This window comes from Kribbella lupini (assembly GCF_039529595.1).
Classification (GTDB): Bacteria; Actinomycetota; Actinomycetes; order Propionibacteriales; family Kribbellaceae; genus Kribbella; species Kribbella lupini.
Window position 1 is genome coordinate 465653 of record NZ_BAAANC010000002.1, and the last position, 18663, is coordinate 484315.

At 70.2% G+C, this 18663-nt stretch carries 16 protein-coding genes; 5 read left to right on the forward strand and 11 right to left on the reverse strand.

The window, feature by feature from the left end; translation table 11 throughout:
- The first annotated feature begins 114 nt into the window (after positions 1-114).
- Both ABD235_RS15430 and ABD235_RS15435 read left to right on the forward strand, forming a co-directional pair.
- Positions 115-756 carry a TetR/AcrR family transcriptional regulator gene (locus ABD235_RS15430; RefSeq protein ID WP_344174726.1) on the forward strand — a complete coding sequence of 214 codons (642 nt, stop codon included), beginning with the start codon at positions 115-117 and terminating at the stop codon, positions 754-756.
- Positions 740-1966 (forward strand): MFS transporter, encoded by a 1227-nt coding sequence (locus ABD235_RS15435; protein WP_344174728.1) that lies wholly within the window; start codon positions 740-742, stop codon positions 1964-1966. The genes ABD235_RS15430 and ABD235_RS15435 overlap by 17 nt, the downstream gene beginning before the upstream one ends.
- On the opposite strand, the gene pruA is transcribed toward ABD235_RS15435, so the two are convergent.
- The 6 genes from pruA to ABD235_RS15465 all read right to left on the reverse strand — a co-directional run bounded on the left by pruA (position 1914) and on the right by ABD235_RS15465 (position 9551).
- Positions 1914-3632, reverse strand: coding sequence for an L-glutamate gamma-semialdehyde dehydrogenase (pruA, locus tag ABD235_RS15440; RefSeq protein WP_425553120.1), 1719 nt, complete (start codon positions 3630-3632; stop codon positions 1914-1916). The two genes, ABD235_RS15435 and pruA, sit on opposite strands and share 53 nt — an antisense overlap.
- A 103-nt stretch (positions 3633-3735) precedes the next feature.
- Positions 3736-5997 (reverse strand): hypothetical protein, encoded by a 2262-nt coding sequence (locus ABD235_RS15445; protein WP_344174730.1) that lies wholly within the window; start codon positions 5995-5997, stop codon positions 3736-3738.
- A gap of 71 nt (positions 5998-6068) precedes the next feature.
- Positions 6069-6542 carry a VOC family protein gene (locus ABD235_RS15450; RefSeq protein ID WP_344174733.1) on the reverse strand — a complete coding sequence of 158 codons (474 nt, stop codon included), beginning with the start codon at positions 6540-6542 and terminating at the stop codon, positions 6069-6071.
- Between the two features lie 48 nt (positions 6543-6590).
- The gene (gene ku / locus ABD235_RS15455) at positions 6591-7529 is read right to left on the reverse strand and encodes a non-homologous end joining protein Ku (protein ID WP_344174736.1); all 939 of its coding nucleotides are present in this window, start codon (positions 7527-7529) and stop codon (positions 6591-6593) included.
- A gap of 28 nt (positions 7530-7557) precedes the next feature.
- The gene (locus tag ABD235_RS15460; protein ID WP_344174738.1) at positions 7558-8091 is read right to left on the reverse strand and encodes a DUF6912 family protein; all 534 of its coding nucleotides are present in this window, start codon (positions 8089-8091) and stop codon (positions 7558-7560) included.
- The gene (locus ABD235_RS15465; RefSeq protein WP_344174740.1) at positions 8088-9551 is read right to left on the reverse strand and encodes a WS/DGAT/MGAT family O-acyltransferase; all 1464 of its coding nucleotides are present in this window, start codon (positions 9549-9551) and stop codon (positions 8088-8090) included. Before ABD235_RS15465 ends, ABD235_RS15460 begins: the two co-directional genes overlap by 4 nt.
- A gap of 198 nt (positions 9552-9749) precedes the next feature.
- Between ABD235_RS15465 and ABD235_RS15470 the strand changes: the two genes are divergently transcribed.
- The 3 genes from ABD235_RS15470 to ABD235_RS15480 are packed head-to-tail and all read left to right on the forward strand — an operon-like array spanning position 9750 to position 12309.
- On the forward strand, positions 9750-10235 hold the full coding sequence (locus tag ABD235_RS15470; RefSeq protein WP_344174743.1) for a cupredoxin domain-containing protein: 486 nt from the start codon (positions 9750-9752) through the stop codon (positions 10233-10235).
- Positions 10236-10239: 4 nt separating this feature from the next.
- Entirely contained in the window at positions 10240-11568 is a 1329-nt protein-coding gene (locus ABD235_RS15475; protein WP_344174745.1) for a hypothetical protein, read from the forward strand.
- Positions 11569-12309 carry a nucleotidyltransferase domain-containing protein gene (locus ABD235_RS15480; protein ID WP_344174747.1) on the forward strand — a complete coding sequence of 247 codons (741 nt, stop codon included), beginning with the start codon at positions 11569-11571 and terminating at the stop codon, positions 12307-12309.
- Here the strand turns inward: ABD235_RS15480 and ABD235_RS15485 are convergent.
- The 5 genes from ABD235_RS15485 to ABD235_RS15505 all read right to left on the reverse strand — a co-directional run bounded on the left by ABD235_RS15485 (position 12263) and on the right by ABD235_RS15505 (position 18557).
- The gene (locus ABD235_RS15485) at positions 12263-13486 is read right to left on the reverse strand and encodes a glycosyltransferase 87 family protein (RefSeq protein WP_344174749.1); all 1224 of its coding nucleotides are present in this window, start codon (positions 13484-13486) and stop codon (positions 12263-12265) included. The genes ABD235_RS15480 and ABD235_RS15485 overlap by 47 nt on opposite strands.
- The gene (locus ABD235_RS15490) at positions 13483-14136 is read right to left on the reverse strand and encodes an HAD family hydrolase (RefSeq protein ID WP_344174751.1); all 654 of its coding nucleotides are present in this window, start codon (positions 14134-14136) and stop codon (positions 13483-13485) included. Before ABD235_RS15490 ends, ABD235_RS15485 begins: the two co-directional genes overlap by 4 nt.
- Before the next feature lie 632 nt (positions 14137-14768).
- Positions 14769-15560: a DUF4097 family beta strand repeat-containing protein gene (locus ABD235_RS15495; RefSeq protein WP_344174753.1), complete on the reverse strand. Its 792-nt coding sequence runs from the start codon at positions 15558-15560 to the stop codon at positions 14769-14771.
- 842 nt (positions 15561-16402) lie between these two features.
- A complete protein-coding gene (locus tag ABD235_RS15500) occupies positions 16403-17665 on the reverse strand; it encodes a CpaE/TadZ family protein (RefSeq protein WP_344174755.1) in 1263 nt (420 codons plus the stop codon).
- A 235-nt stretch (positions 17666-17900) separates the two neighbouring features.
- Positions 17901-18557, reverse strand: coding sequence for an SAF domain-containing protein (locus ABD235_RS15505; RefSeq protein WP_344174757.1), 657 nt, complete (start codon positions 18555-18557; stop codon positions 17901-17903).
- Positions 18558-18663 lie beyond the last annotated feature (106 nt).

An 18663-nucleotide genomic window follows, 5' to 3' on the forward strand; every position in this document is an offset into this window, starting at 1 on the left:
CGGTGACGACGAGGTGACCGACAGTGGAGCACGTTCGCGGGTTCCTGACAAGCGCTCGTGTTCAGAACTGGCACGTCTGGTTACCAACCCGCCGCACAGGGTAACGTCCGGCGCATGGGGCGAGTGATCAGAGGTCTGGACGCCGAGCAACGCCGAGCCGAGCGGCGCGAGCAGCTGCTCGACGCCGCGCTCGATCTGTTCGCCGCGCAGGGGTACCTGAACACGTCGATCGAGCAGATCTGCACGAAGGCGTACGTCGGGACGAAGAGCTTCTACGAGGTCTTCGACAACCGCGAGTCCTGCTACGTCGCGCTGCTGAAGCGGACCTCGGAGCGCCTCGAGGACACCATGATCACGCTCGCGGCGAACCACGCGGGCGGCCGCGAGCGCGAGGTCGCGCCGGGCCTGCTGGCGGCGTTCGCCCACGCGCTCGTCGACGACCCCCGGGTCGCCCGGGTCACCTTCGGCCAGGCCGGCGGCATCTCCGAGACCGTCGAGCGGCAGCGCCGGACCAACCGCCGCTGGGCCGCGGGATTCCTCGAGCAGCTCTGGAACTCCTACGACGGCCCGCAGTCCGAGCTCGACCACCGGATGCGCCACGGCGTCGCGATCGGTCTGGTCGGCGGCCTGTTCGACCTGATCTCCGACTGGCTGCTCGACGCGGACCTGCACGACCAGCGCCAGCTCGAGGACCTGATCGACGACCTCACGACGTTCTACATCACCGTGCGGCGGGGACTTGTCACGGAGAACTGACCCGTCGCAGTGGTCGTACCGGCCGTTGATCTGGCTGGCCGTCGCCACGTTCTCGACCGGAATCGATGGCTACGTCCTGGCCGGGCTGCTGCCGGCGATCGCCGACGACCTGAACGTCGAGCCGGCCCTTGCCGGGCAACTGGTGTCGGTGTTCGCGCTGACCTCAGCACTCGCGGGACCGGTGCTCGGCACGGTGACGAGCCGCTGGGAGCGACGCGGCACGATCGGCTCGTCGCTGGCGGTCTTCGTGCTCGGCAACCTGGTCGTCGCACTCGCTCCGAACTACCCGATCGCCGTCGGCGGCCGTGTGGTGGCGGCGCTCGGCGGCTGCCTGCTCAACGCAGCGGTCACCGGCTACGTGATCGCGCTGACGCCGATCCGGCACCGCGGCAAGGCGCTGTCGTTCGTCCTCGGCGGCTGGATGACCGCGACCGCGCTCGGCGTACCGGTCGGCCTGGCGCTCGGGCAGTCCAGCTGGCGGTTCCCGCTGATCCTGGTGTCGGTCGTCGGGACCGTCGCGCTGGTCGGCATCCTGCTCCGGCTCCCCCACCTGCATCTGCCGGCGGGATCACTGGCCGATCGGCTGCGCCCGTTGCGGCAGCCGCGGTTGCTGGCCGGGCTGCTCGTCACGACCGGAATCCTCTGCAGCAGCTACACGTGCTTCACGTACGCGACGATCATCCTGAGCCCGGCGTACCCGGGCGGCTGGGTGATCATCGCGATCATGTTCGGGTACGGCGTCGCGAGCATGCTCGGCAACGCGGTGACCGGCCGGCTGGTCGACCGCTTCAGCGCGCCGCGCGTGCTCACCGTCGTCCTGAGCGGCCTGCTGCTGAACGCGCTCCTGGGCGTGTTCACGTTCGCGGTCGGCGCGGTGGCGGTCGCCGGGCTGGTGTGGTTCTTTGCCGCAGGCATCGGAAACGGCGGCGCGGCCGTTCCCCAGCAGGCGCGGCTCGCGGCGCTCGCGCCGGATTCCGCGGCGATCGTGATGGCGCTGAACGGCAGCGCGATCTCACTCGGCCTGGCGCTGGGTGGCGGGCTCGGCGGCGTGACGCTGGCCGCGGGCTCGCCGTCGTACGGGCTGCTGGGCGTCGCGGCCGTCGTGCTGGCGATCACCTTGGCGCTGCACGTGGTGGTGCAGCGCCAAGGTGCCGGGATCAGCCCTGGTGCGGGTACCGGTAGTCGGTCGGAGCGGCGAAGGTCTCCTTGATCGACCGCGGGCTGGCCCAGCGGATCAGGTTCCACATCGAGCCGGCCTTGTCGTTCGTGCCGCTCGCGCGGGCGCCACCGAACGGCTGCTGGCCGACGACCGCGCCGGTCGGCTTGTCGTTGACGTAGAAGTTGCCGGCCGCGAAGCGCAGGTACTCGCTCGCCGTGGCGACCGCGTGCCGGTCCTGCGCGATGACCGCGCCGGTCAGGCCGAACGGCGCCGCGCTCTCCATCTGCTTGAGCACGGTCTCGTAGTCGCCGTCCTCGTAGACGTGCACGCCGAGGATCGGGCCGAAGTACTCGGTGGTGAAGATCTCGTCGGTCGGGTCGTCGGAGACCAGCAGCGTCGGGCGGACGAAGTAGCCCTGGCTGTCGTCGTACGTCCCGCCGGCCAGCACCTCGATCGCGTCGCTGGCCTGGGCCCGGTCGAGCGCCGCCTTGTGCTTGGCGAACGCGCGCTCGTCGATCACGGCGCCGATGAAGTTCGACAGGTCGGTCACGTCGCCCATCGTCAGCGAGTCGGTCTCGGCCGCGATGTCGTCACGGATCTGGTTCCAGACCGAGCGGGCGACGTACGAACGGGAAGCGGCCGAGCACTTCTGGCCCTGGTACTCGAAGGCGCCGCGGACCATCGCGGTCTTCAGGACGGCCGGGTCGGCCGACGGGTGCGCGAGGATGAAGTCCTTGCCGCCGGTCTCGCCGACCAGCCGCGGGTAGGTCTTGTACGACGCGATGTTGGCGCCGACCGTGCCCCACAGCCGCTGGAAGGTCGGGGTGGAACCGGTGAAGTGGATGCCGGCCAGGTCCGGGTGGGTCAGCGCCGCGTTGCTGACCTCGATGCCGTCGCCGGTGACCAGGTTGATCACGCCGGCCGGGAGCCCGGCGGCCTCGAACAGCCGCATCGTCCAGTGCGCCGCGAACTGCTGGGTCGGCGACGGCTTCCAGACCACGGTGTTGCCCATCAGCGCGGGCGCGGTCGGCAGGTTGCCGGCGATCGCGGTGAAGTTGAACGGGGTGATCGCGTAGACGAAGCCCTCGAGCGGGCGGTAGTCGGTGCGGTTCCAGACGCCGGGCGACGAGATCGGCTGGTCGCTGATGATCTGCCGGGCGAAGGCGACGTTGAAGCGCAGGAAGTCGATCAGCTCGCAGGCGGCGTCGATCTCGGCCTGCTGCACGGTCTTGGACTGACCGAGCATGGTGGCCGCGTTCAGGGTGTCGCGCCACGGGCCGGCCAGCAGGTCGGCGGCCTTCAGGAAGATCGCGGCGCGGTCGTCGAAGGACAGCGAGCGCCACGACGGCGCCGCCGCGAGCGCCGCGTCGACGGCCGCCTGGCCGTCGGCCTGCGTCGCGTTGCCGAGGGTGCCGAGCACGTGGGAGTGCTTGTGCGGCTGGACGACGTCGATCCGCGCGCCGCCGCCGAGCCGCTGCTCCCCGCCGATCGTGCAGGTCAGGTCGATCGCACCGGCGGCGTTGAACTCCTTGAGCTTCGCCTCCAGGCTGCCCCGCTCGGGCGAACCCGGCGCGTAGCCCCGGACCGTTTCGTTGGCGGGGGTGGGGACGGCGGTGACGGCATCCATGCTGCGCTGCTCCTCGATCGACTGGGGTGGGTACGCCGGTACGCGGCTGCGGGCGCGCGGGCCGGCCCGATCGGGGCCCAACCGCGACACGTTCGCGCCTTCATGCTGCCACGTCGAAGGCTGGGACCACGAACCCGACTGGTCTCCCACTGTTGTAGCAGATCATCCAATCCAGCTGGATCTGGAGTGTGTATTACGAGACGATCCGGACCGTCCCGGTGATCGCGTGCGTGGCGCCCGTCCACCAGCGCAACGTGCCGTCGCCGTCACGGCCGGCCAGCGTCCAGGAGTACGCCCCGGGCGGCAGCAGCCGGCCCGCCGAGTCGCGCCCGTCCCAGTCGGCGCGCGCCGATCCGGTGGTGGTCGCGCAGCTGAGCGTACGGCGTACGGTCGTGCCGGACTTGATCGTGAGCGTGCAGGTCGGCAGCGCCTTGCTGATCCCGAACTCGGTGTTCCACAGCCGCAGCGCGGGGTTGAACGAAGGCGGCGCCGAGCCGTTCCCGAGGTACTTCGGGTAGGCGACGAACGCGGAGTTCGAACCGATCTTGGCGAGGTCGTCCGGAGCGATCCAGGCCAGCGTCTCGTCGTGCACATCGAAGGAGCCGTACCAGCGCAGGGCGCCGACGACGCCGGTGGCCGAGGTGCCGAGCCGTCCGACCTTGAGCGTTGCCGTGGTGGCGTCACGGTTCGCGTAGGTGTCGTACACCACGTGCCCGCCCGACATCTTCAGGCGACGGGTGTGCCCGGAGGAGACCAGGATCGCCGCCGTCTTCGTCTGCATGTTGCGATGGCCGACGACCGACTGGGCGCAGTCGTCCTGAGCGTTGCTCGCGCAGGTAGCCCAGGCGATGAAATCGTCGTGCACGGCGACCTCTCGGACCACCGCGGCTCCGGCTGCCTTGACCTGCAGGAGGGCACCGCTGGCCAGGTCCCGGCGCCAGACGACGTTCTTGTCGTCGGCCCAGGTGAGGTAGTTGCCCCACAGATCGACCGCCTGAGACCAGTTCGCGGTGATCGCCGGCCGCGTGCTGACGCCGGTCCGCAGGTCGTAGATCATCGGCACCTCGTCGCCGTACCACGGGTAGCAGCCCGGGCCTGGCGGATCGCAACGGTCGCCGGTGTAGACGGCCTTCCACCACAGCAGGCGCGAACCGGAGATCCGCAGTTCCTGCCCACCGACGATCGCTTCCCGCAGCACCGGAGCGAAGACCCTGGTCCGGACGCCGTCGTCGGCGATCAGCCACAGCCTGCCCAGGTTGTCCGTGAAGGCAGTGCGGCGCCCTTCGCGAGACATCATGGGCGTGCCGACCTGCGACTGACCGATCCTGACCTGCGGCGTCAACGCGACCGCTCCGGTCGGGCGGGTGTAGAACCTGCGGCCGACCGAGAGGCCGGGCGGCTGGCTGTCGATGTACGCCGCACCGCCCGCGCCGAGCGACACCGAGTTCGCGATCGGTGGCAGCAGTTCGACGGCAGCGAGCCGGGTGCGGGCGGCGGTACCGCCGACGGCGGCCGCGGCGTCGACGCCCGGAGTCGGTTGCCTGGTGTCGAAGACGAAGCGGGAACCGTCGCCGGCCACCGTGCGGGTGTCGGCGGTCTGCGTCCGGGTGCCGTTCGCCGCGATCGAGCCCGAGGCGCAGTCGAGAGTCTGCTGACAAGTTGTCCACGCGGTCGCGCCACCGGCGATCGCCGTCGCGACGATCCAGCCCGGCAGCCTGGTCGCCACCGGCGGGGCTGATCCGTCCGTGGAGGACCGGACGACGTACGAACTGGTCGGCGGGTTCTCGGTGAGGTCCTGGTGCGCCCACGCCACCGAGTCCCCCGACAGGGAGACCGCGCCCTTGAAGCCGGTGTGCCCGCCGTCGGCGATCTGGCGCGGGTGCGTCGGATCGGCGTACGAGCGGTAGAACAGTTCCTGGTTGCCGTCGGCTCCGGACGAGTCGAGCGTGACCCAGCCGGTGTCGTCCATCGCGACCAGGCTGTAGCTGCCCGGCGCCGGGTAGTGGTTCGTCATCCGGCAGCCGGTCGGGCTGACCTCTACGCGGTCGCCCTCGTTGCTGATCCAGCCCCACGTGGCGAACAGACCGACGCCGTCCGAACGTCCGGCGGGATCGGCGGGCGGCGGGACGTCGGTGCAGCGCTTGGTCACCGGCGTACCGATGTACTGGTAGCTGCTGCCCGTCCCGAAGATCTTGTCGCCGGCGAGGCGCTTGAAGCCCAGGTCGACCTGGTACGCCGCGGCACCGGTCGGTTTCACCCAGGCCGACAGTTCGCTCAGGGCGTTGCTGTCGTTCCGCGAGACCCTGTACAGCACGCCGGCCGGCGAGGCACCCAGGACCTCGACGTACGGGCGGTCGAACAGGATCCGGTCCAGATCCTGCACTCCCGCCGCTCCCGCCGAAGCCGGTACCGCCCCCAGTACCACGAGCGCCCCGACCAGCCGGCGTGCTGTCATCTCGACCCCTCCCCTTGCCCACTCGATGCAGCGGGGGCCCGAGAAGTTGCGTCGCCAGGCGAGAAGCAGGATCACTTCCGCCAGGGCATGTGCTGCAAGGTCCACGTGTTGCCGTCGGGGTCGGCGAAGGCGGCGTAGAAGACTCCGCCCAGATCCCGCACCGGCTCGACGTCGACGCCGCGGTCGATCAGGTCCGCGCGGGCGGCCTCGATGTCGGCGACCACCAGGTGCAGCCCGCGCAGGCTGCCGACCGGCATCTCCACGTCGGACAGCCCGGTGGACAGCAGGATCGAGCAGAACGACCCCGGCGGCGTCAGCTGCACGATCCGTACGCCGTCAGCCGGTGTCACGTCGACATCGGCGTGGAAACCGGCGCGCGTGTAGAACTCCTTGGCCCGATCCACGTCCGTCACGGGCATCGGGATCAGCTCGAGCAGGTAGGCCCCCGGTTTGACCTCCACCGCTGTGGGGTCAGGCAGAACCTCGTCAACGCTCGCCGGCACCTCGGTGTGCGTCGGCCGGTCGTCCGGCAGTTGCTCGCTCATTTCGCTCCCCCCGGTCCGCGGGCGGCAGGCCCGCGGACCATCCGTCGGCTAGGCCGACTTCTTCGTCGCCTTCTTGGCGGCTGTCTTCTTCGCCGGGGCCTTCTTGGCCGCGGCCTTCTTCGCCGGGGCCGCCTTCTTCGCGGCGGCCTTCTTCGCGGGCGCCGACTTCTTGGCCGGCTCCTCCGACGACGATCCGCCACCGGCCCGCCGGGCCTTCGCGGCCTCGACCGACGCGCGCAGCGCGGCGACCAGGTCGACCACCTCGGCGCCCTCGGGCTCCTCCTCCTCGGACTCCGGCAGCGGCACGCCGGCCGCCTTCGCCTCGACGACCTGCTCCAGCGCCTGCCGGTACTCGTCGTGGTACTGGTCCGGGTCGAACTCGCCACGCAGGGTGTCGATGTACGACTCGGCCATCGCCTTCTCCTGCTTGCGGATCTCGATGTCCTCGTCCGGCGCCGCGAAGGAGGCGTCGCGCACCTCGTCCGGCCACAGCATCACCTGCAGGACCAGCACGTTCTCGTGCGTGCGCAGCAGCGCGAGGCTCTCGCGCGACCGCAGCGCGACCTTCACCAGCGCGTACAGGTCGGAGCCCTCGAGCGCGTCCCGGAGCAGCACGTACGGCTTGCCGCCGGGCCCGCCGTCGGCGGCCAGGTAGTACGACTTGCCCAGGTAGAGCGGGTCGACCTGGTCGGCCGGCACGAACTCCAGCACGTCGATGACCTTCTTGCTGGACAGCGGCAGGTCGGCGAAGTCGTCCGGCTCCAGCACGATCATCCGGCCGTCGGCCATCTCGTAGCCCTTGCCGATGTCGGAGTACGGGACCTCCTCGCCGTCGATCGAGCAGATCCGCTTGTACCGGATCCGGCCGCCGTCGGCGACGTGGACCTGGCGGAAGGAGATGTCCTTCTCCTCGGTCGCGGAGTACACCTTGATCGGGATCGTCACCATCCCGAACGAGATGGCCCCCTTCCAGATCGCCTGCGCCATCGCTATCAGCTCCCTGTCAGCTCAACCGTCAAGCCTTGCCCCGCCGGCCTTCCGCCGCGAGGAGATCCGGGATCTCCTGCGTGGCGTACCACAGCAGGTCTTCACCTTCGCACGAGTCGAGGGCGAAGACAGCGTCTTCGTGGTCCGGACTCGCGGTGTCACCGTGGGCCACGTCCCACAGCAGCGCCGCCTTGCCGACCACGTCCGCGGCGCTGTCCGCGTCCAGGTGCACCGCCGCCACCGCGGACCACGGGATCACCACGTGCAGCTCCAGCCGCGCGTCGCCCAGGTGGACGCTGCCGTCGGCGGGCGGGACGGCCGAGACCTCGCAGGCGATCACCACCCGCTTGCGCGGCGCGGCCGGGTCGGCGGCCAGCAGCCCGACCGAGGCCTTCGCGGCCTGCGCCATCGCGGCGTACTCGAGCTCCTCGTCGTCGCCCTGGCTGTACCACTCGCGCAGCGCCGGGGTCACGGCGTACACCGTCATCGGCGCCGGGCCGATCTCGGCGGCGTGGCAGGCCGCGTCGAGCAGCGGCAGGGTGGACGGTACGTAGACCCTCATTGGTCCGCCTTCTTGGTGGTCCGGGGCTTCTTCCGGCCACGGGTGGCCCGGTTCCGGCTGCCCTTGGTGGTGTCCAGCAACTCGTCCAGCGCGTCGGTGACGCACTGGGCGAACACGGCCAGGTCCGGCATCGCCGTGCGGTCCGCGTTCAGCCCGAACGAGACCTTGCCGTCGTACGACGTGACGCCGACCGACAGCCCCTGGCCGGGCATCAGCGGGACCACCGGGTACGACGCGAGCATCGGCGCGCCCTGGGCGTAGAGCGGGAACTGCGGCCCCGGCACGTTGGTGATCACGACGTCGTCGATCGGCCGGACCGTGGCGGTGGCGACCCGGGCGGCGAGCGCGTGCAGCGTGGTCGGGGCGAAGCCGGCGATGCCGACCAGCGACCGGGCGCTGACCGCGCGCCCGGTGTCCTTGTGAACCTTGGTCTGGTACGAGATCTGGTGCAGCCGCATGACGGGCGAGTTCTCCCCGACCGGCAGCGTCACGGTCGAGGCGATCACCGACGACCCGAGCGACGTCGGCTCCTCGTCCTCGTCGTCACGGATGCTCACCGGTACGACGGCGCGCACGCTCCTGGTCGGGCCGACGCCCTCGCCGCGCGTCATCATCCATGCCCGGAAGGCGCCGGCGACGACGGCCAGGACCACGTCGTTGATCGTGCCGCCGTGCATCGCGCGAACGGTCCGGTAGTCCTCGAGGTCGGTCTGCACGGTGGTGAACCGGCGCTGCCCGGAGGTCTTCACGTGCAGCGAGCTCTCGTGCCCGTGCCGCTGGGCGACCAGCGAACCGACCACGTCACCGATCACCTCGCGCACCGACGTCGAACCGGTCAGGCTGGCCATCTCGGCCCGGGCCAGCTCCAGGACCGCGGTCGGGTGCCGGGTCGCGTCGGCGAAGACGCCGGCCAGCAGCTCCAGCGCGGACGGCGGGTGGTCGGGCTGCCAGGTGTCGGTCGGCGTGTCCCGCGGGTGCGCCGTCGAGTCGAGCACGACCTGGCCGATGTCGACCGTGCTGTTGCCGTCGACAAGCGCCTGGTGGGACTTGGAGATGATCGCGAACCGGTCGCCCTGCAGGCCTTCGACCAGGTACATCTCCCACAGCGGGCGGGCCCGGTCGAGCCGCCGGGACATGATCCGGGCGACCAGCTCGAGCAGCTGCGCGTGCGTGCCCGGGCGCGGCAGGGCGGAACGCCGTACGTGGAAGGTGATGTCGAACTCTTCGTCGTCGACCCAGACCGGCCCGGCGAAGCGGCCGGGGACCTGCTGGACCCGCTGCCGGTAGCGCGGCACGAAGGCGATCCGGTCGCGGATCAGCGCGACCAGGCTCTCGTAGTCGAACTCGTCGTCGGAGTGCACCGGCGGCTCGAAGATGTCGACCGTGCCGACGTGCATCGGCGTGGCCGGGGACTCGGCCTTGAGGAAGGTCAGGTCGAGCGACGACAAGCGGTCCGGCATCGGCGTGGCCTTCCTTTCCTCGATCTGGTCAGCTCACCCTAGCCGCCTGCGCCGACAGTGAGCTGCGACACTACTGAAGGCGATCGTGACACGACTGATGGTCGGTGACGGGAACCCGGCGTGGCCGGTGTTCGTAGCACCCAGTGGGCGTGTTCGGCGCCCTTCGTGATCTGACCACGCTGAAAGGCCCCTCGCATCATGCGTTCGACGTTCTCCCGCGGTACCGCTCTCGCGCTCCTGCCCGCTCTCGGCATGCTGGTCCTGGCCGGCTGCGGCGACGACTCCGGCAGCGGCAGTACGCCGTCCCCGAGTGCCCCGGTGACGACGCCGAGCGACACGCCGTCGTCGACTGCTTCGGCGACACCGTCGGACGACCCGAAGAACACGCCGTCGAACACCGCGGACCCGTCCGGCGAGCAGGCCGACGTGACGATCAACGTCACCGTTGCCAACGGCAAGGTGAACCCGAGCGGCGACAGCATCAAGGTGAAGGCCGGTCAGACCGTCCTGGTCACCGCGGTCAGCAACGCGGCCGACGAGCTGCACATCCACGGGTACGACAAGGAGCTCGAGCTGGCGCCGGGCAAGCCGACCTCGATCAAGTTCACCGCGAACATGAAGGGCACCTTCGAGGTGGAGACGCACGAGAGCGGCAAGCTGGTCGCCAAGCTCGTCGTGTCCTGACCCGATGACGTCTCTTCTGCTGCCGCTCCACGGGATCGGCGGCCGGCAGGACCTGCCCGTCCCGTTCGGGCTGGCCGTCGGCGGTGCCGCGGTCGCGATCGCGCTGTCGTTCGTCGTACTGGGTGTTGCCTGGCGTACGCCGAAGTACCGCGGCAACGCGTCCGGCCGGCCGCTGCCGGACGGTGTCACGCGGACGATCGACGCCGGATGGTTCCGCTGGATCGTCCGGCTCGTCGGGCTGGCCGTCTTCCTCTACGCGATGGTGGCGCTGCTGTTCGGCGTCGACCGGCTGACCAACCCGATCTTCGGGTTCGTCTACATCCTCGTGTGGGTCGGTCTGGTCCCCATCTCGCTGCTGCTCGGCCCGGTCTGGCGCACGCTGAATCCACTGCGCACGATCCACCTGCTGATCTCGAAGCTGCTGCGCCAGCCCGCGTCGCAGGGGCTGCTCGAGCTGCCGAAGTGGGTCGGGCTCTGGCCCGCGGCGCTCGGGATCGTCGCGTTCACCTGGCTCGAGCTGGTCGCGCCCGACCGCGCGACACTGCCGGTGCTGCAGGCCTGGCTGGCCTTGTACGTCGTGATCACGCTGTTCGGAGCGATCCTGTTCGGTGACCGCTGGTTCGCCGCCGGCGACCCGTTCGAGGCGTACGCGACGCTGATGTCCCGGCTGTCCCCGTGGGGCCGGCGCGACGACGGCAAGCTCGTGTTCCGCCGCCCGCTGGAGAACCTGGACGGCCTGAAGGTGCAGCCCGGCCTGGTCGGACTGGTCTCCGCTCTGCTCGGCAGTACGGCGTACGACGGCTTCTCGAACTCGTCGGCCTGGATCGGCTGGGCGCAGAACTCCGGCTACTCGATGACCCTGCTCGGCACGCTGATGCTGATCGCGTTCATCCTGTTCGTCCTCGTCACGTACTCCGGCGCGACGCTGCTGGCCGGGCGGCTCTCGGACAGCTCGCGCGCCTCGCTGCCGGGGCTGTTCGCGCACTCGGTCGTGCCGATCGCCTTCGGGTACGTCGTCGCGCACTACCTGACCCTGTTGATCCTCGAGGGCCAGCGGACGCTCATCTACCTGAGCGACCCGCTGAGCAACGGCGCCAACGTGTTCGGCACCGGGCTGCTCGCCGTCAACACCGGGATCACCAACCACAGCACGGCGATCTCGGTCATCCAGGTCCTGGCCGTCGTCTGCGGCCACCTGCTCGGCGTCGTCTCCGCACACGACCGGGCCGTCGCGCTGTTCCCCCGCCACAAGGCCCTGGCTGGCCAGGTCCCGCTGCTCGTCGTCATGGTCGGCTACACCGCCGGCGGGCTCCTGCTGCTGTTCTCTTCGTAGATGTTCACCCCGTCGGAACGCTCGGCCCTCCGCGACCAGCTGATCGCGGAGGCTCGGGCGGATGCGCGAATCACAGGTCTGGCGCTGACCGGTTCGGGTGCTTCCGGGTCCGAGGACGAGTGGTCGGACATCGACCTGTACCTGGGGGTCGGCACCGAGCTGCCGGTCGTGCTCGAGGAGTGGACCGCGAGGATGTACGCCGAGCACGGGTGCGTGGCGCACCTGGATCTGCGGGTGCGGCGTACGACGTACCGGGTGTTCTTCCTGGCGAGCACCTTGCAGGTGGATGTCGCCTTCGCGCCTGCTTCCGAGTTCGGTGCTCTGGGACCGGCGTTCCGGACCGTGTTCGGGGAGGCTGTCGAGCAAGCGCCGTTCGATCGGCCTCTTCCTGCCGACCTGATCGGGATGGGGTGGTTGTACGCCCTGCACGCGAGGTCGAGCATCATGCGGGGCAAGGGCTGGCAGGCCGAGCACATGATCAGCGGCCTGCGCGATCAGGTGCTGATGCTCGCGTGCCTTCGGCACGACCTTCCGGCCGGCGACGGGCGGGGCTACCACCTGTTGCCGCCGGCGCTGCTGCGGCCGCTGGAGGGATGCCTCGTCCGTGCGATCGACCCCGCCGAGCTGGATCGGGCGCTGGGCGCGACGATCCAGGTGTTCCTCGGCGAGGTCGCGGCGGTCGACCCTTCGCTGGCTAGCCGGCTGAGCGCTCCGCTGCGGGAGCTTTCGCTCGCGACGTGATCGCCAGGACGACGAAGGCGATCATCCCGAGGATCAGGTGGGAGTTGCCCGGGATGGACTGCCAGAAGGACCAGCTGAGCTCGCGGTCGTCGCGGTAGGGGACCCACCAGATCGAGCGGAGCACGAACAGCCCGTACCAGAGGACCGCGGTCACGATCGCGGGACGGCGACCCCACCGGCCGTCGACCGCGCGGATCAGGCTGACACCGAGCGGGATGATCCAGACCCAGTGGTGGCTCCACGAGACCGGCGACGCGTACAGGACGGCGAGCGCCATCACGGAGATCGCGGTGACGCGCTCGTCGGCCAGCCAGTAGCGGCGCGCCAGCCAGAGCACGAGCAGGCCGAAGACCGCCGACAGCACGAACCAGACCGGCTGGATCCAGCCGGCGTCGTCGCCGAGGCGGCTGAGGAAGCCCATGAACGACTGGTTCGCGGTGTAGGCCAGGCCGCCGACGCGGTTGGCGTTGCGGATGACGACGGTCCAGTACTCCCACGACTGGTTCGGGACGACGGCGAAGCCGATCGCCATCGTCGCCAGCAGCCCGAGCACCGCGTTGCGGAACGCGCGCCACTGCTTGGTGATCAGCAGGAACGCGAGGAACGGCAGCGGGGTCAGCTTGACGCCGATCGTCACGCCGACCCAGAACCCCCGCCAGCGGGCGTTCTGCGGCCTGATCAGGTCGAGCAGGATCATTGCCGTCAGCAACAGGTTGATCTGGCCGAACTGGATCGTCTGCCAGACCGGTTCGAGCAGCAGCGAGGCGAGCGTCAGGGCTGCCAGTACGGCGATGCGCTTGTGGCTCAGATGTTGGGGCAGCAGGTTCCAGGCGGACTCCGGGAGCGCCGCGCGCCAGATCGCCCCGATGCAGAGGACGGAGATCGTCGTCCAGACCACCAGCGCGACACCCCACGGCACCGCGGCCAGCGGGACCATCGCGATCGCCGCGAACGGCGGGTACGTGAACGGCAGTCCCGAACCGGGCAGCTGCGCGTCGTACAAGGACGCCCGGTCGAGCAGCACCGAGCCGCCCATCCGGTACACGCGCAGGTCGATCATGCCGTCGAACAGCCCGTACGCCCAGGCGCCGAGGGCAACGAACACGGCGCAGCCGAGAATCGCTGCGACGATCCAGCGGCGGTCGGTCCGGTGGACGTCGGTGGAGGTCGTGGTCACGTGAGGTCGACTCCGAACAGTGCTTCCAGTTCGCGCTTGGTGTCCTCGTACGCGAGGTGGTGGATCGCGGTCATCCCGAGCGCGCGAGCAGCCTCGACGTTGAGCTCGAGGTCGTCGACGAACACGCACTCGGCCGGCGGCAGCCCGATCCGCTCGGCGGCCAGCAGGTAGATCTCGGGCTCGGGCTTGCGCAGCCCGACCTCGCCGGAGATGACGAGGTCGTCGAACATGCCTTCCCAGGTGTCTCGCGGGTAGGTGTTCCCCCACGAATTGGACAGCAGGGCGGTCTTGATCCCGTGGCCCTTCGCCCGGCGTACCAGGGCGGTCATCCGCGGCTCGTGCTCGAAGTGCGCGAACATCCGCTCGATCAACCCTTCGGCCTGCAGCGGCGTCCCGTCCCGCGTCACCAGCAACGCCGCCAGCTTCCGCTCGAAGTCCGGTACGGCGATCTGCCCCCGCTCCAGCGCGTGAATCGGATTGATCTCGGCCTCCGCCGGATCGGCCCCCAGCCACTCGACCACAGCCTTGAAGTACGCCTCGAAGTCAAGGTTGTCCAACTCGGCCCACCGCCCGAGCGCCACGTCGAGCCCCGACGTCAGCACCCCACCCCAATCGATCAGCAGCCCCCGCAACACCTTGTCGTCAGACATGCGCGCAAGACTACTCACGCTCGACCTCGAGCTCGGGATCGGTCTTCTTCTGCGGCAGGAACATCGTGATCGTGGAGCCCGCCCTTGAGCACCCACCGCGGATGTCCCCAGGCCCCACACCACGTGCCCGTCACCCGGGCCCGAGGACCCGACCCCGCTCTCCTCAAGCTTTTCGGCGCCGCAGACCACCCCACCCCACGCCCACGTCCCCGGCGCCACACCACAACCCCCGCCCACCATCGGGCCGGAGGACCCTGGCGCCCCCTCGGCCTCGGCTCACTCAGGTCCTCTTCAGCGCCGCAGACCACCCCAGCCCACGCCCACGTCCCCGGCGCCACACCACAACCCCAGCCCACCACCGGGACCGAGGCCAGCGCAGCCTGCTCCACCAGCTCATGCGCCCGACAGGCGCCCCTCTCCAACCCGCTCACTTCTTTCAGCGCCGCAGACCACCCCAACCCAAGCCCACGGCCCCGGCGCCACACCACAACCCCCGCCCACCATCGGGCCCGAGGCCCCAGGCGCCCCCTCGACCTCGCTCACTCAGGTCCTCTTCAGCGCCGCAGACCACCCCAACCCACGCCAACGTGCCCGGCGCCACACCACAACCTCAGCCCGCACCCAACCGAAAATCAGTTGGCGTACTCCACTGTCACATCGCCCGACGAGGTCTTCGCCGTGATCGTCCGCGTCGCCGCCGGATCCGTCCGGAGCTCCGTGCGCTCGTCCCCCGACGACGTGTCCGCGTCGACCTTGTACGTCTCGACCCCCTCCGGCACCAGCACCGTCACATCACCCGACGTCCCCTGCGCCTGCACCTCGTCAGGCGCCGCGGCGAACGTCAGCTCGACCTTCCCCGACGTCGTCTTGCTGTGCACCTTCTTCGCCGTCAGCGCACCTCCCTCGATGTCCCCCGAGGTCGCGTCCAGCGTGATCTCACCGCCGCCGACACCGTGCACCTCGATGTCCCCCGACGTTGTCTTCAGCTTCCCGACCTCGGCAACGTCCGACACCTTCACCGTCCCGCTCGTGTTGTCGACCGACACCTTCAGATCCTTCGGCACCGTGATCAGGTAGTCGGTCGAACACCCGAGCGACATGAACGTGCACCCGCTCGACTTCACCTCGAGCTTGCCGTCGCGGTAGCTCTCCTTCGGGTTGCTCCCGAACACGGTCTTCTTGAACTTCCGCTCGACCTTGATCTCCCGCACGTCCCCGGCCACCACCTCGACGTCCGAAGACTTGCTCACCACCGTCAACGAGGTCCCCTGCACCGGGTAGCTCCCCTGCGTGGCCTTCGCCTCCTCGGTCAGGTTCGTCAGCGCCCAGTAAGCACCCCCGAGAATCAGCGCCACCGAGATCGCAATCCCGAACCGCCGCTCAGGAGTCATCGCCCCGCTCGACCGACCCTGTACCTCGGACATCGCACTCCCCTAGCTACTCCCCTGCGGACCCCCTCACCCTGACACACCGTCGTTCCTCTGTCGGTGGGGTTTTCCCCCCGAAAACACCTCAGTCACCCCTGAGTCCCCCGCTCCGATCCCCGGATGACTCCCCCTGCTTTCGCCCCGGAACGAATCCACCCACCCGCCGCAATCGCACCTCGCACATTCCCCGCCGGCAACCGTGCTCCCTGCACCTTCCCGGGTACGCCGCCCCAGGCGGCCATCTCCGCACGAAGCACCCGCCCCGATCCCGCCCCCACCCTGCCGATCCCGCACTGCCACGGCCATCACCGGCCACCCGGATCCACCCAACTCTCAGCACGCACCAAGGCCCCACCCAGCAGCCGCTGATCTACAGCGGCCACCTCGATCGCGGCCAGCATGCAAGCGGCCACCGACGCCCACCACTGATCAACCCTCGCCACCAGCGCCCCCGACGGCGTGTCCCCAGCGTGTCGCCCCGCAACCGCAGGTTGATCAGTGGTGCACGTCGGCCTTCCACGGCCGATCGCGAGGGCGTCCTCCCCGCATGCCCCGGACAACCGGCAGGTACGCCGTCACTGGCCCCGGGCTAGCGGCCTCGTCATCGTCGGATCGCGCAGGTCCAGCAGCCCACCCGCCCACCGGCAACCACCCGGGCTACCGGCTCACCGGGCGGCGCGCAGAACCGCTGGGTCCGCCCGGTCTGGCCGCGTCGGCTGCCGGCTCGCCGGGCTGCCGGGCCGTAGCCTCAGGCCTCCAGGCGACCGACCCCCGCATCGTCACCGCCCGCTACGGATCCTCCCTGCGCCTCCTTGCCACCGATGTGGCCAACACCCGGGCTAGCTCAGGTGGTCCTTCTCCACCCCCGCGGCCAGTTGCTGGAACGCCTTCCGGAGCTTGCTGGACTTCGCCGTCTCCATCAGGCTTCTGCCGTGGGTCAGCGCGGCATCCGTCGCCGCCACGTCGAACGGGAGCAGCGCGGCCGGCTCCACCCCGGCGTACTGGTGGAGCGCCTCGGCCGCCGCATCCGCCGGGGAACTGCCGAGCGAGCCCGAACGCACCCGGTTCACCACCACGCGGGTAGTTGCCGACGGCACCATCGCGCGGAGTTCGTGCAGGGCACGGATCAGGCGGGTCAATCCGATCGGGTCTGCCGTACCGACGACGATCACCTCGTCGGCCTCTTCCAGCGTCGCCAGGGTCGCGCCGTTCCGCCGCGGTGCAAGCGTGTCGAACGAGATCTCCTCGTCGCTCTCGATGCAGAAGCTCACATCGACCACCGTGCACGGCGCCAACTGCCGGGCCGTCGACCACACCGACTCCAGCGCCGTCGGACGCAACTCGGTCCACCGGTCGGCGCGACTCAACCCCGTCAGCACCAGCAAGTAGTCCGCAACACCACGCGCATGCCGAGCCAGCAGCTCGATGTCGAGCGAACCGCTCCCGGCCGACCGCGCGGCCGCAGCCAGCCCGGAGGTCTCGTCGAGAATCCCCAGCATCTGCGCCACCGACCCGCCGTACACATCGGCATCGGCAAGCAGCGTAGGAATCTGCCGCGCCGACAGCTCGCTCGCCAGCCCGACGGCGACCGTGCTCCGCCCCGGCGCACCGGTCGGCCCCCAGACCGCGAGCAGCCTCCCCTTCCCCGACGGGTCGTAGTGCCGCTCGGGCGGAGTCGTCCCCGGCACCGGTACGAACCCACCGGCGAAGTGCGACACCGTCGTGGGCGGCCCCGAGTCGACCGCGTCGGTGATCGCCCGCCCGAGATCCTCACCGCTCACATCGGCCGGCAGGATCCGCTCGATCCCCATCCGCGCCAGGCGATCCTCGGCACCACTCGGCGAACCGTTGTCGGACGGATCAACCAGCGCCAGTACGACGATCCGCCGCGCGTGCAGCGCGGCCACCGCGTCCGACGTCAGCCGCGGCAGGTCCTCCGCAAGCAACACAGCCCGAGCCTGCCCACTCGCCGCCGCGGCCATCACGTCAGCAATGTCCACGCACCGCCGCGCGATCCGAATCCCCGGCGCATGCTCAGCCCGCCGTACGACGTCCGCTTCCCACGGCGCACCCGTCACCGCCAACAGCACAGGAACAGCCATCAGCACCCCCACCCAACAAGCCCCGCCGCCGACCCGGCCCCGCTCCACGCCGAGCCAATCGCCGGCCTCGCCGCACTCCGCGCCAAGCCGATCGCCGGCCTCGCCCCACTCCGCGCCAAGCCGATCGCCGGGCTCGAACCGCTCCTCGCTGAGCAACTCGTCACGTCGACGCCCGCGGATGCGTCAGCGGCCGCGGGTTCCTGCGCCGCCGCTCGCCGGATGCTCACCCCACCCATCAGCGCCCCCGTCGTACGAGGACCGGTTCGCCCGCACTCATCGCAGTGAGCGCGGCTGGAAGCTTCGGGAGGTCAGCCGGATCCAACCCGATCAGCACCTGCCTGCGTGCCGAGCCGCCGGCGACGCCCTTCACCGCGTCGATCTGGCTGACGCGGACGGTCTCCCACAGCTTCCGCGCCGGTTGCGTTGTGTCCTTCGGGATCACCCAGACATCCACCTGATCACCGGCCGCCGTGTCGGCGGGCAGACGACCAGTTGCGATCGCGAGCGGCAACTCGGTGCGGTCGTTGTCCGTCTGACTCACCGCAGCCTGCCGCGGGACGAACTCGCCCGCCTTCACCGCACGAACCATCACCAGCCCCTGCAGGTTCGCGTCGGCCGCGACGTACTGACCGGCGGCGTCGCTGCTCGTGAAGCGGACCCGGACCGTGGTCAGGTCCTCCGAGGTCAGCTTGGTGCCGGCCGGGAGGTCGCGGTCGGCCGCCCAGATCGCCGTGGTGTCGTCGGCGGACGACAGCAGCTTGGCGCCGGCCAGCGCGGTGATCGCGACCAGCAGCACGCCGAGCACGAGCCGGCCGTCCTTCCACCGGGCTCGGCGGTTGCGCTGCGGCGGGGCCGACGGCACGGCGAACCCGCTGCGAACTGGACTCTGCACCACGTCTGACTCTTTCCTGTCACCTGTCGGTCGCGCTCCGGAGCCGCCCATTCTGCCAACTCCATCGCATCGCGTGCTTTCGGTTGTCCACAGCGTCACGACGTCG

Coding starts and splice junctions, on each gene's coding strand:
- ABD235_RS15470 (WP_344174743.1), top strand. CDS start 9,750: ATGCGTTCGACGTTCTCCCGCGGTACCGCTCTCGCGCTCCTGCCCGCT.
- ABD235_RS15495 (WP_344174753.1), bottom strand. CDS start 15,560: ATGTCCGAGGTACAGGGTCGGTCGAGCGGGGCGATGACTCCTGAGCGG.
- ABD235_RS15450 (WP_344174733.1), bottom strand. CDS start 6,542: ATGAGCGAGCAACTGCCGGACGACCGGCCGACGCACACCGAGGTGCCG.
- ABD235_RS15460 (WP_344174738.1), bottom strand. CDS start 8,091: ATGAGGGTCTACGTACCGTCCACCCTGCCGCTGCTCGACGCGGCCTGC.
- ABD235_RS15480 (WP_344174747.1), top strand. CDS start 11,569: ATGTTCACCCCGTCGGAACGCTCGGCCCTCCGCGACCAGCTGATCGCG.
- ABD235_RS15430 (WP_344174726.1), top strand. CDS start 115: ATGGGGCGAGTGATCAGAGGTCTGGACGCCGAGCAACGCCGAGCCGAG.
- ku (WP_344174736.1), bottom strand. CDS start 7,529: ATGGCGCAGGCGATCTGGAAGGGGGCCATCTCGTTCGGGATGGTGACG.
- ABD235_RS15465 (WP_344174740.1), bottom strand. CDS start 9,551: ATGCCGGACCGCTTGTCGTCGCTCGACCTGACCTTCCTCAAGGCCGAG.
- ABD235_RS15445 (WP_344174730.1), bottom strand. CDS start 5,997: ATGACAGCACGCCGGCTGGTCGGGGCGCTCGTGGTACTGGGGGCGGTA.
- ABD235_RS15475 (WP_344174745.1), top strand. CDS start 10,240: ATGACGTCTCTTCTGCTGCCGCTCCACGGGATCGGCGGCCGGCAGGAC.
- ABD235_RS15500 (WP_344174755.1), bottom strand. CDS start 17,665: ATGGCTGTTCCTGTGCTGTTGGCGGTGACGGGTGCGCCGTGGGAAGCG.
- ABD235_RS15490 (WP_344174751.1), bottom strand. CDS start 14,136: ATGTCTGACGACAAGGTGTTGCGGGGGCTGCTGATCGATTGGGGTGGG.